A 10,897-nucleotide genomic window follows, 5' to 3' on the forward strand; every position below is an offset into this window, starting at 1 on the left:
TGAGGACGCCGACCTAGCATCGGCGTGTGTGTCCTCATGGGAAAGACGAGAAGCCCTTCGGTACGCGTGTGCGCGGGCGGCTGGAGGCCGCCGCCGCGGGCGCGGCGCTGCTGCTGGCCGGTGTCTACGGCGCGTTCGTGCGGACGGCGACCGGACAGCGCTGGGAGAACGCGGTGCTGGCGGGGCGGCGCGAGGACGAGACCCTGGCCGCCGCTCGGGCCGCGAACGGCGTGCTGGACCACATCACCCTGTCCTCGCTCGGCGCGGCGGTGGCGGTGCTGCTCCTGATCGGGCTGGCGCGGCGCCGCTCCGCCCTGACGGTGGCCGCGGTCGGTACGGTGGGCGTCTCCCTGCTGCTCGCCGAGGTGCTCAAGCGGTACGTGCTGCCCCGTCCGGATCTCGTGAACGCCCCGGAGCGGCGGCTGCTGGGCAACAGCTTCCCGAGCGGGCACACCACCATCGCGATGAGCGTGCTGTTCGGGCTCACCCTGGTGGTTCCCTACCGGTGGCGGGGCGTCGCCGTCGGCGTCTGCGCACTGTGGGCCACCTTCGTCGGCGCCTACACGGTGGCGGCGGGCTGGCACCGGCCCAGTGACACCATCGGGGCCGACCTGCTCGTGCTGGCCGTCGCCTGCGCGCTCACCGCGCTCCTGGCGCGCAGCGGGCGGGTGCGTCCCGTCGCCGACCGCCCGCGTCCGTTGCGCGCGCTGTTCGTGATCGCCCCGCTGTGCGGTGTGGCGCTGGCCGGGCTCGGCTGCGGCACGGTGCTGCTGGTGGACTCGATGTTCCGCCTGCCGCCCGGCGACCCGGCGGTGCCGCGCCTGGCGTACGCGGGCGGTCACGTGCTGGCCGCGGGGGCCAGTGCGGCGGTCACCCTCGTGCTGCTCGCCCTGCTGCACCGGGTCGACCTGGACCGGCCCCGGGAACCAGCGACGCATGAGTCACCTCATAAACGTGGCTTATGAGGTCATACAGCGGAGGCTGCTGCCGACGCTGGCCGGCCAGTGCCAAGGTGACGTCATGACGGCTTCAGCACAGTCGATTGCCGAGAACGTGACACGGGGCCAGGGTGTCAGGCGGACGGGCGCGGACGCGTCGACGCCTCCCGCCGCCGCAGCCCAACGACGCCGGCAGGCCGCGCGTGCGTTGAGGGACGGGGCCCAGGAACGGCTGGTGTCCCTCCTGCTCGGTCTGCGGATGGCTCGCGAGCAAATGGGCGAGGCGCCCTCACCGGTCGCCGCCGAACTCCTCGACGGCGCGGTCCGGGACGCCGAGGCGGCGCTCGCACAGGTTCGGGAAGTGGCGGCGGGGCTGTGTCCGCAGGTGCTCGAGTTGCGCGGACTGGTCCCGGCCGTCACCGCGCTCGCGGCGGCGAGCCCGGTTCCCGTGACCGTCCGCTCCGGTCGGATCCGGCTGTCACGGGTGGTGGAGACCCATGTGTTCTTCCTGGTCACGGAGGCGCTGGCCCACGCAGTGGACGACTCCGGCGCGAGCCGGGCCGAGGTGGAGCTGACACACATCGGCTCCGGGCTCGTGGTGAGCGTGACCAGTGACGCGTGCCCGCCGTGCGGAGCCGGTGCCGAAGCCCGAGTGGGCGTCATGACGGAGTGCGTGACCCTGCTGGAGGGCACGCTGACGGTGACGTGTTCCTCGGCCGCGGGCACCACCGTCCGTGCCGTGCTGCCGGTACCGGCCGGGGCGGCGTGACACCACGACGGTGGTTCACCCTGACGGTGACCTGGAGGTAGCCGCGTAGCGCGCCCCCAGGTCACGCCTCCTGTGACGCCGTGGCCCTCAGGCCGCCGGGGCGATGACCGCGGCGGTGCCATAGGCGCGGATCTCGGTGCCCGAGTCCTGAGCCGCCGTCACGTCGTACCGCACGGCGAGTACCGCGCTGGCGCCCCGGGCGCGGGCCGTCTCGATCAGACGGTCCATGGCCTCGGTGTCTCCCGGTCGGCTTCCTTGATCTCCTCGTCGAGCGCCTGGTAGCGGCGGGCGAGCCGCCGCAGTGCGGTCCTCACCGCGCAGGCTGGCCGACCACCGCCATGTCCTGTGCTGCCAAGCTGTTGTGTGCTGCCCCTCCAGCGCGCGCTGATGGGAGGGCCCGTTTCCACCGCCGCACGCTCTCGGCACTGACCCCCGGCATTCGTGCGATCTCCGCATGCGAGCGTCCCCGCTCGAACAACTCGGCTGCCCGCACACGCCGGGCTTCGGCCATGGGTGCCGGTGCGGGGCAGAGGGCTCACCGCGACTCCTACCACCATGGTTGCAGTGTGCTCCGCGTCCGTGCCCTGGGGCATCGCACGCATATGTGCTTCGGCGCGGGCGTCCCGGCCGTTCGGCGGAGGAGGGCGCGCCGTCAAATGACGGATGCTCCGGCGCCAGGACCCCGTCTAGGTTGAAGGGGTACGACGCAGTGTTCGCCGTGCTCCATGGAGGGCCCGGGGGAGCGGTCCTTCTCCGAGTGAGGCAGGCGGTCGTGCGGCAGGCTTCTCACGCCACGACCTCTCCGGCCGAAAAGACCGGCGGTAACCAGTCCGGCGGGTACGCGCGTGAGCGCCGGACGCCCGCCGTCTCACTCCGCGCGGTCCTCGCGGGGCACGGCCGCGTGCGTGACAAGCCATCCGGACACGGTGAGGACGTTCATCGATGGGAAGAGCAGCGGTCAGCCGCAAGGTCGTCAGAGTGCGTCAGGGGAACGTCTCGGCCAGGGCGGACACGGTGGCCGCCGAAGAGCCGCTGGAGATCCGTCTGAACGGGGAGGCGCTGGCCATCACGATGCGGACGCCTGGCGACGACTTCGCGCTGGCGGCCGGGTTCCTCGTCAGCGAGGGTGTGCTCGGCTCGGTCGAGGACCTGCGGACCATCGCCTACTGCGCCGGTGCCACCGAGGACGGCCGCAACACCTACAACGTGGTCGACGTACGGACGGCGGAGGGGGTCGCACCCGACCGGTTCGCGCTGCAACGCAACTTCTACACCACTTCCTCCTGTGGCCTGTGCGGCAAGGCGAGCCTCGACGCCGTACGGACCACTGCCCGTTGGCCGTTGGCCGATGACCCCTGCCTCACCCTGTCCCCCCGGTTGCTGGCCTCCCTGCCGGAGAGCTTGCGGGAAGGACAGAAGGTGTTCTCCCGGACCGGCGGACTGCACGCGGCCGGGCTCTTCGACGAAGAGGGAACACTGCTGGATCTCCAAGAGGACGTCGGCCGGCACAACGCGGTCGACAAACTGGTCGGACGGGCTTTCCAGAAGGGCCTGTTGCCGCTCTCCCGGTCCGTGCTGATGGTGTCGGGGCGGGCCTCGTTCGAACTGGTGCAGAAGGCCGTCATGGCCGGCATCCCGGTTCTCGCGGCGGTTTCCGCTCCCTCGTCACTGGCGTGCGACCTCGCCGACGAGACGGGTATGACGCTCGTCGGCTTCCTGCGCGGTGACTCCATGAACATCTACAGTGGCGAAGGGCGGATCAGGCTCTGACGTCGGCAGAGCACAGGGATTGGCCAGTAGGGACGGTACGGCGGTCAGAACGCTCCGGCCGCCGTCCTGCTGGACCACCCACGCCGAACACACCGACTGGTACGACGACACCGCCCGTAACACGAGGAAGCGCGTGTCCTGTCGGTCCAGGGTGGTGAGGTCAAGTCCGGTGACCGGCTGGGCGAAGAGTTCGTCGAAGTACCGGCGCGCGTACTGGGGCCCCACGGTGTCGCTGCCGAACAGTCGCTCGAACGCCGTCGGGTCATGAGCTCGGACGGCGTCCCTCGCCTCGGTCAGCAACTGCGACGAGTTGGCGGCCCCGCGCTGCTGCGGCGTGTGTTCGGCCTGTCGTTCGATGCAGTAGCAGATCACCGCGAGCCATGCGGCGAAGACCCCGAACACCACCCAGGTCCACGGGATTATCGGTCTGCGGCCGGGCATTGCGGTATCTCCAGTCGGTGCGGGGCACGGTGGGACCAGTTGGTGCGGTGAGAAGGAAGAGCCCTAGTGCAGGGGGAAGTCGTGCTCGGGTCCGCGTTCGGTCGCCGGCCGGGGACCGAAGAAGCGCCGACCGGACTCGGTGATCTCCACGTCGTTGATGCTGGCCTCACGCCTGCGCATCAGCCCGTGATCGTCGAACTCCCACAGCTCGTTGCCGTAGCTGCGGAACCACTGACCCTCCCGGTCATGCCACTCGTACTGGAAGCGCACGGCTATGCGACGGTCGTCGTACGCCCAGAGACTCTTGCGCAGCACGTAGTCGAGTTCCCGCTCCCACTTGGCGGTGAGGAACTCGACGATAGCGGTCCGTCCCCTGATGAACTCGTCACGGTTACGCCAGACCGAGTCCGCAGTGTACGCCAGAGCGACCCTGTGCGGATCCCGGCTGTTCCACGCGTCCTCGGCGGCCTGCACCTTGGCCCAGGCGCCGTCCCGGTCGAACGGCGGGAACGGGGGACGTGATTCCGTCATGTCTGTGCTCTCCTTCGAACAGATGGGAGTACGTGGGGTACGCGAAGGGGTGTCACCGGGCACTCTTCCCATCCCTCACGAGTGCCCGGTGACCAGCCGCGGTGCCCCACCCACGATGCCGAGGGCCCGCGGCCGACAGGGGGGTCAGGCCGCTCCTGACCGTTGCTCGTGCCGCTGCGCGTCGGAGAGCCGCCATTCCGGGCGTACCCAGTGGCAGGTGTATCCGCCGGGATGCTTGCGCAGGTAGTCCTGGTGCTCCTCCTCGGCGGACCAGAAGGGGCCGGCCGGTTCCACCGCCGTCACCACCTTGCCCGGCCAGCGGCCGGAGGCGTCGATGTCGGCGATCGTCCGCAGCGCGGTACGCCGCTGCTCGTCGTTCGTGTAGAAGATGGCCGAGCGGTAGCTGCGTCCGATGTCGTTGCCCTGCCGGTCGCGTGTGGTGGGGTCGTGGAACTGGAAGAAGAACTCCAGAAGCTCGCGGTACGGCAGACGCTTCGGATCGAAGACGATCTCCACCGCCTCCGCGTGGTCGCCGTGGTTCCGGTAGGTCGCGTGCGGAGTGTCGCCACCGGTATATCCGACCTGCGTGCGCAGGACGCCGGGAAGGTCCCGCAGGAGTTCCTGGGCGCCCCAGAAGCACCCGCCCGCAAGGAGCGCACGTTCAGTTGCCATGGTTCAACACACCTTCGATCGCTTGCGATTCTCTGGTCACGTCCGGCCGCCGGACCTGGGAACGCTTCGGTGGCCGGACGCCTTCGCGCGGCTGACGCGATGTACTCCAGATTCCCTCGTGGACCTTCACGCCGCGATGGAGCAGACCCCATGGCCGTGCGGCGTGGCACCTGGGGCCATCCCCATGGGCTCCATGGGGGTGCTGTCCGACGACATTATCCGCGATTTTGAAAACACATAACTCAACTAGTGTGTCTGATGCCTGTATGTAACAGGTACACTCAGATCGTGATTGTCAGTCGTATGCTTCTCATGTCGGTGGAACGGCCCGATCTCCCCCGTCCGGGCCGTTCCGCCGGTCTCTGAGTTCGCTGTGGCGCCACGTGGGGGTCGCCCCAGCGATGAGCAGCGGGTCGGCGGACGGCATTTCGCGTGGTGCGCGCCCTCACGCCGTCCGTCGGCTCGTCATGTCTGTCAGCCCGTTCGCCGTCACGCGGACAGGTACGGCACTTCCCGCGGGAACAGGTGCCCCAGGCGCACCAACGAGCGGCAGAAGGACGTGGGACATGCAGATCGATCCGACCGGACGTACCACCTTGGCCACCGGTTCCACGCAGGGTATCGGTGCCGCCACCGTCCAGGAGCTGGCGCGTGCGGGGGCACGCGGGGCGGTCAACGGCCACGAAGAGGCACGGGCACGGGGGGCCACCGCCCGGGTGGGTGAACGGCGTGTATGAGCTCGTCGACCGTTCCCTGCCCTGGGAGGAGGCCCAGCGCGAGTACCGGCCGCGGTCCCTGCTGCAACGGCTGATCGAGTTCGAGGAGATCGCCCACATGGTCGTCTACCTCAGCTCCGAGCAGGTGTCCGCGACGACCGGTGGTGCGCTGCGCGTCGACGGCGGTCACATCGACGCCATCCTGCCCTGACCCACCTTTTCGCGGCGGTTGAGTCAAGAGGAGTTCCCAAGTGCAATCGATCCGTATGGTCCTGCCCGCCATCCTGGACAGCGTCTCGCAGGTCGTCTGGGTCGTCGACCACGGGGGGAAAATCCTCTACACCAATCCGGCCGGTGTGGCGGCGCTCGGCTACGACGACGCCGACGAGCTGGTGGGCTTGTCGAGCCACGAGACCCTGCACCCCTACCGCCCGGACGGCACTCCCTTCCCCGCCGCCGAGTGCTCGATGCTCCGTCCGGCGATCACGGGGGTACCGGCGCACGGCAATGACGAGTGGTTCAAGCGGCGGGACGGCTCCTTCTTCCCCGCCTCCTGGTGGGCCGCACCCATCGATCTTCCGGACGGGCGCGGGGTGGTCTACTCCTTCTTCGACGCCACCGAGAACCGTGAGCTGGAGCGGGCCCGGCGCGAACGCGACGCGGCCCGCATCCGGGCGGACGAGTCGCGGGCCGCGCAGCGGCGGATCATGCAGAGCATCGAGTCGGTACGCCGGCAGACGGCCCGCGACCTGCACGACGGCGCGCAGCAACGCCTGGTCAGCCTGCTGATCGGACTGCGTCTGACCCGCGATCTGATACCGGACTCCGCCACCGCGGCCGTCGGCCTCCTCGACCAGGCGATCATCGACGCGCAGACCGCGATCGACGAGCTGCGCGAGCTGGCCTACGGCGTCTACCCCTCGGTGCTCCAGGCCCAGGGTCTGATGGCGGCCGTGACGTCACTGGCCGAGCGCTGCGCGGTGCCGACGACCGTGGAGGGTGAGTACCCGCGCCGGCTGCCCGCCGAGGTCGAGTCGAACGCGTACTTCGTCATCGCCGAGGCGCTGACCAACGCGGTGAAGCACGCGGAGGCGTCACACGTCCGCATCTCCATCGAACTGAAGGACGCGTTGCGCATCGAAGTGGCCGACGACGGTATCGGCGGGGTACCGAAGAACGCCGTCAGCAGTGGCCTGACCGGCCTCGGGGACCGTGTCGGCACCTTCGACGGCGTCCTCGTCATCGATTCACCGCCGGGCCGGGGCACCTCGGTGCGCGCGGAGATTCCCGTACAGGAATGAGCGGCACATCGTGGGGATGCCCCTATGGCCTGTCCTTCGCGATCCCGGGCATCCTGATAGACATGTCCGTCAACATCGTGGTCGTCGACGACGACCCTGGGTTCCGTCGCATCGCGAAGACGCTGCTGACAGCGCGCGGTATGCGCGTCGTCGCCGAGTCGGAGGATGGCGCTTCGGCCCTGGCGGCGGTACGTGAACACCGGCCGGACGGCCTTCTGCTGGACTTGCATCTGCCGGATCACGACGGAGTGTCCGTCGCCCGTATGCTGCGTGCGGAGGATCAGCCGCCGCGGATCGTGCTGACCTCCACCGAGCAGTCGTTCTGGTCCGCGGACGAACTGCGGCAGGCGGGGATCGAGTCTTTCATCGCCAAGGACCGGCTGTTTGACGCCGACCTCAAGGGAATCTTCGGCGCGACGGCCTGAGCCCGCCGCGCCCGGCTCTCACCTACTGCTTGAGGTGCCGCAGGACGGCCAGCACCCGCCGGTGCTGGTCCGAGCCGGCGTGGCTGAGGCCGAGCTTCATGAAGATCCCCGTCACATGGCGCTCCACCGCCGGTACGGTCACGACGAGCTTGCGTGCGATGCCGCTGTTGGAGTGGCCCTCGGCCATCAGGGACAGAACCTCCTTCTCCTTCGGCGTCAGCGCCGCCAGTGGGTCCTGCTTGCGTTTGCGCCCGACAAGGGTGGAGATGACATCGGGATCGAGGGCGGACTCGCCGGCGACCACCCGCTCCACGGCGTCGGTCAGGATCTGGGGGCTGGCGACCTTCTCCTTGAGGAGGTATCCCACGCCGCTGGGATCGTCGCCGACCAGGTCCAGGGCGTACGAGGCGTCGAGGAACTGGGAGAGCACGATGACGGCGGTCTCCGGCTGCGCGGCCCGGATCTCCTGCGCCGCCCGCAGACCGTCGGCGTCCAGATTGGGCGGCATCTGGATGTCGGTGATCACGACGTCGGGCCGCTGCTCCTTGGTGACCCGGACGAGGTCCACCGCGTTGTCCACCGCCGCGGCCACGGTGATGCCGGCGCTGCGCAGGATGGTCGCGATACCCTCGCGGACGATCGCCTGGTCTTCTCCGAGTACCGCTCGCAGTGGTTCACTCATGACTGCATCCTAGTCCCTAACCCATGAAGTCGGGGTAACCCAAGAAGTCGGGTCTATGGGTGTGGTACTGACAGATGATGTGCGACATGGCAGTCATATGACATCTGCATCGGTCATGTCCTGCTCCACCCAGATGGTTTTGCCGTCGTCCGAGTACCGGGTGCCCCACCGCCGGGCCAGTGCGGCGGCGATCAGCAGGCCCCTGCCGTTCTCGTCCTGGGCCCGGGCGTGCCGGAGGTGCGGCGCCGTCGCGGACCGGTCGGAGACCTCCACCGTGAGGCCGCCGTCCTTGATCAGCCGTACGCACGGCTCCCCTGAGGCGTGCCGGAGCACATTGGTGACGAGCTCGCTCACGATGGTCTCGGTCGCGAAGGCCCGATCGGTCAGCTCCCACCGGGCCAGCCGTTCACGGACCCACCGCCGGCAGGCGGCCACGCCGGCCGGATCCCGCGATCCCGTCCACGTCGCGACGCAGTCGCCGGCGAGCCGGTGCGTCGCCGCGGTGAGTACCGCCGCGCCTCGCTCGCGTGGTCCGCCCATCATCCGGTACACGACGGTGTCGCAGGTGCCCTGGGCGTCGCCCGGTGCGGCGGCCACCGCGTGCCGGAGCCGGGCGGCCGGCTCGTCGCAGGGCGGCTCCCGCAGGAGTGAGGCCGAGTAGAGCGTCAGCACGCTGCCGGGAGCGAGCCGTGTCCGGGCGGTCTCGTAACCGACGCCGCTGCCCAGCGCCGGGCCACGGGGCACCGGCAGCTCGCGCACCGCGCCGTCCGGCGCGGTCACCAGGGGGCCGGGCCAGCCCGCGGAGGCCACGGCGAGGTCGCCGGTGACGGGGTCGTAGACGCAGTACTGGCAGCGGGCCCGCTCGTCGGCGGTCCGGGTGTCCACAGGGCCGCAGGCCGTGTCCGCGAGGCCCAGGCGCGGGACCACGTCGTCCAGGTGGGCGAGCACCTCCTCCGGCGGCAGTTCCAGCCCCGCGAGCGTGGTCACCGCGGTCCGCAGCAGGCCCATGTCCACCGAGGCGTCCAGACCCTGCTCCGGCACCTCGCCGATGACCAGGGCGACCCGGGCGCTGGACAGCGGCAGGACGTCGAACCAGGCGGTCCGGCGGCGTTCCGGCCGCCAGAAGTGCGCCGTGGTCACCGCCGTCACCTCCGGCAGGGACCGTGGCAGCAGCCGCCGTTGCAGCGTCACCGCCGTGGTGTGCTCGCGCGTGAACCTGCGCGCGTTCTCGATGTGCGCCGATGCCTTGGCCATGACCTGCTCGACCAGCGCCAGGTCCTGCGCGTCGAAGGGGACGGGGTGTCTCGGGCCGCGGTAGAAGCACGCTAGGCCCAGTACACGGTCCTGGTGGACCAGCGGGGCGACGATCATGGAGTGGACGCGGGCGGCGCGCAGCGCCCCGGCGCGGGCCGCGTCGTGCATGAGCCAGTCGGCGAGTGCTGCGGAGGGATCGACCAGCCGGGCGGTCAGGTCACCGAGAACCTGGGTGTAGGGGGTGGGGAACAAGAAGTGGCTGGGCTCGCCGACGGCGTACACGCCGTCCAGCCCGCCGGGACTCTCGAAGGCCGTGCGGCGCAGGGGGGTCGAGGCGTCCAGCGGGGCACCGGGCGGCTCCGTCCCGTGCAGAATGCCGTCGACCAGGTCGACGGACACGGCGTCGGCGAAGTCCTCGGTGAGGGTGGAGGCCAGCTCCTGGCTGGTGCGGGCCGCGCTGAGCGTCGTACCGATCCGGCGGTGCGCCGCCGACAGCAGTCGCTCCGCGGCGTGCGAGCGGGACTCGCCGGTCACGTCGTGGATGAACGTGGCAGCCCCGACGACCGTGCCGCCGTCCCGCAGGCACATGGCGGTGACCCGGTAGACCCGGTGTCCGGCGCCCTTGGTCGGCACGCTGACGAAGCGCTCGGCCACCTGGTCCGGCCCCTGGACGACCTCCCGCAGCAGTCGGCTCGCCGGCAGGCTGCCGTCCAGGTCGGCCACGGGGCGGTGCAACACTTGTGCGGCCGTACGGCCACGGATGCGCAGGGCCGCCGCGTTGCTGCGCAGCACCCTCAACTCCGCGTCGTACAACTCCATTCCGGCCGCGGCGTGCTCGAAGGCCGAGCGGGTGTACGCGGCCTGGACGCGCGCGAACGCGGCGGTGGGCGCGGTTCCCGCGACGGCGACATGGGTGTGTGACGAGTCGCGCCACACGTCGAGTTGGAGCACGGCGGACGCGTCGCAGCCTGCCCGGTCGAGCAGTTCGCCGAAGAAGCGGTGGGTGGGCTCGTGCCCGAGATCGTCCGGCTGCCCTCTGCTTTCCGGCCGGACCGATGTGCCTTCCGCGTCGAAGGCGAAGGACTGCTCGTGTGCCATGTCGGGGAGACCTCCTCGGCCGGTCGTCCGGTGGCGCTGTTCTGACTTTCGCCCGAAATGTCCGGATCGATGTGGCTCCACGGTGACCACCGCCGGGCCGTAGGGCAACCGATCGTCCAGAAGATGAGACAGAGGCGCCCGCGCCTCGGCACGCCTGCGGCGGATTCCGGCGCGATTCACTTGTTCATGCGATGCGGGAACCGGAAAACCGGCCGAATCTTGGAGTCAGAATTCCTACGACGAAGGGTGTGTGTCATGGGTTTTGTGACGGTGGGCCGGGAGAACTCCGAGGCGATCGAG

11 protein-coding genes and 2 pseudogenes are annotated in these 10,897 nt (G+C 70.1%); 6 read left to right on the forward strand and 7 right to left on the reverse strand.

Translation table 11 applies throughout. The features are described from left to right. Positions 1-68 precede the first annotated feature (68 nt). Both IE294_RS41820 and IE294_RS41825 read left to right on the forward strand, forming a co-directional pair. Positions 69-965: a phosphatase PAP2 family protein gene (locus tag IE294_RS41820; protein ID WP_189894623.1), complete on the forward strand. Its 897-nt coding sequence runs from the start codon at positions 69-71 to the stop codon at positions 963-965. Positions 966-1,020: 55 nt separating this feature from the next. Next, positions 1,021-1,707 carry a sensor histidine kinase gene (locus tag IE294_RS41825; protein ID WP_189894613.1) on the forward strand — a complete coding sequence of 229 codons (687 nt, stop codon included), beginning with the start codon at positions 1,021-1,023 and terminating at the stop codon, positions 1,705-1,707. A gap of 87 nt (positions 1,708-1,794) precedes the next feature. Here the strand turns inward: IE294_RS41825 and IE294_RS41830 are convergent. Together IE294_RS41830 and IE294_RS49960 are read right to left on the reverse strand one after the other, a co-directional pair. Next, positions 1,795-1,941: pseudogene (locus IE294_RS41830) on the reverse strand (heavy metal-binding domain-containing protein); the annotation flags it as partial. Positions 1,942-2,017: 76 nt separating this feature from the next. After that, a complete protein-coding gene (locus IE294_RS49960; protein ID WP_189894615.1) occupies positions 2,018-2,218 on the reverse strand; it encodes a helix-turn-helix domain-containing protein in 201 nt (66 codons plus the stop codon). 431 nt (positions 2,219-2,649) lie between these two features. Here IE294_RS49960 and fdhD point away from each other — a divergent pair, with 431 nt between their 5' ends. After that, the gene (gene fdhD / locus IE294_RS41840; RefSeq protein ID WP_189894616.1) at positions 2,650-3,477 is read left to right on the forward strand and encodes a formate dehydrogenase accessory sulfurtransferase FdhD; all 828 of its coding nucleotides are present in this window, start codon (positions 2,650-2,652) and stop codon (positions 3,475-3,477) included. On the opposite strand, the gene IE294_RS41845 is transcribed toward fdhD, so the two are convergent. The 3 genes from IE294_RS41845 to msrA all read right to left on the reverse strand — a co-directional run bounded on the left by IE294_RS41845 (position 3,373) and on the right by msrA (position 5,121). Then, entirely contained in the window at positions 3,373-3,918 is a 546-nt protein-coding gene (locus tag IE294_RS41845; RefSeq protein WP_189894617.1) for a hypothetical protein, read from the reverse strand. The two genes, fdhD and IE294_RS41845, sit on opposite strands and share 105 nt — an antisense overlap. Before the next feature lie 63 nt (positions 3,919-3,981). After that, positions 3,982-4,449 carry a nuclear transport factor 2 family protein gene (locus IE294_RS41850; RefSeq protein WP_189894618.1) on the reverse strand — a complete coding sequence of 156 codons (468 nt, stop codon included), beginning with the start codon at positions 4,447-4,449 and terminating at the stop codon, positions 3,982-3,984. A 144-nt stretch (positions 4,450-4,593) separates the two neighbouring features. After that, a complete protein-coding gene (gene msrA, locus IE294_RS41855; RefSeq protein WP_189894619.1) occupies positions 4,594-5,121 on the reverse strand; it encodes a peptide-methionine (S)-S-oxide reductase MsrA in 528 nt (175 codons plus the stop codon). A gap of 729 nt (positions 5,122-5,850) precedes the next feature. Between msrA and IE294_RS49965 the strand changes: the two are divergent. The 3 genes and pseudogenes from IE294_RS49965 to IE294_RS41870 all read left to right on the forward strand — a co-directional run. Then, positions 5,851-6,048 (forward strand): annotated as a pseudogene (locus IE294_RS49965) (SDR family oxidoreductase); the annotation flags it as partial. A 40-nt stretch (positions 6,049-6,088) separates the two neighbouring features. Further along, positions 6,089-7,138: a PAS domain-containing sensor histidine kinase gene (locus IE294_RS41865; protein WP_229917926.1), complete on the forward strand. Its 1,050-nt coding sequence runs from the start codon at positions 6,089-6,091 to the stop codon at positions 7,136-7,138. Positions 7,139-7,200: 62 nt separating this feature from the next. Beyond that, a complete protein-coding gene (locus IE294_RS41870) occupies positions 7,201-7,563 on the forward strand; it encodes a response regulator (protein ID WP_189894620.1) in 363 nt (120 codons plus the stop codon). A 22-nt stretch (positions 7,564-7,585) separates the two neighbouring features. On the opposite strand, the gene IE294_RS41875 is transcribed toward IE294_RS41870, so the two are convergent. Together IE294_RS41875 and IE294_RS41880 are read right to left on the reverse strand one after the other, a co-directional pair. Beyond that, positions 7,586-8,245 carry a response regulator transcription factor gene (locus IE294_RS41875; RefSeq protein WP_189894621.1) on the reverse strand — a complete coding sequence of 220 codons (660 nt, stop codon included), beginning with the start codon at positions 8,243-8,245 and terminating at the stop codon, positions 7,586-7,588. Between the two features lie 93 nt (positions 8,246-8,338). Next, positions 8,339-10,597, reverse strand: coding sequence for an ATP-binding SpoIIE family protein phosphatase (locus IE294_RS41880; protein ID WP_189894622.1), 2,259 nt, complete (start codon positions 10,595-10,597; stop codon positions 8,339-8,341). Between the last annotated feature and the right edge of the window lie 300 nt (positions 10,598-10,897).

Source organism: Streptomyces canarius (assembly GCF_014650735.1).
Classification (GTDB): Bacteria; Actinomycetota; Actinomycetes; order Streptomycetales; family Streptomycetaceae; genus Streptomyces; species Streptomyces olivaceoviridis.

Coding starts and splice junctions, on each gene's coding strand:
- IE294_RS41825 (WP_189894613.1), top strand. CDS start 1,021: ATGACGGCTTCAGCACAGTCGATTGCCGAGAACGTGACACGGGGCCAG.
- IE294_RS49960 (WP_189894615.1), bottom strand. CDS start 2,218: ATGGCCGAAGCCCGGCGTGTGCGGGCAGCCGAGTTGTTCGAGCGGGGA.
- fdhD (WP_189894616.1), top strand. CDS start 2,650: ATGGGAAGAGCAGCGGTCAGCCGCAAGGTCGTCAGAGTGCGTCAGGGG.
- IE294_RS41845 (WP_189894617.1), bottom strand. CDS start 3,918: ATGCCCGGCCGCAGACCGATAATCCCGTGGACCTGGGTGGTGTTCGGG.
- IE294_RS41850 (WP_189894618.1), bottom strand. CDS start 4,449: ATGACGGAATCACGTCCCCCGTTCCCGCCGTTCGACCGGGACGGCGCC.
- msrA (WP_189894619.1), bottom strand. CDS start 5,121: ATGGCAACTGAACGTGCGCTCCTTGCGGGCGGGTGCTTCTGGGGCGCC.
- IE294_RS41870 (WP_189894620.1), top strand. CDS start 7,201: ATGTCCGTCAACATCGTGGTCGTCGACGACGACCCTGGGTTCCGTCGC.
- IE294_RS41875 (WP_189894621.1), bottom strand. CDS start 8,245: ATGAGTGAACCACTGCGAGCGGTACTCGGAGAAGACCAGGCGATCGTC.
- IE294_RS41880 (WP_189894622.1), bottom strand. CDS start 10,597: ATGGCACACGAGCAGTCCTTCGCCTTCGACGCGGAAGGCACATCGGTC.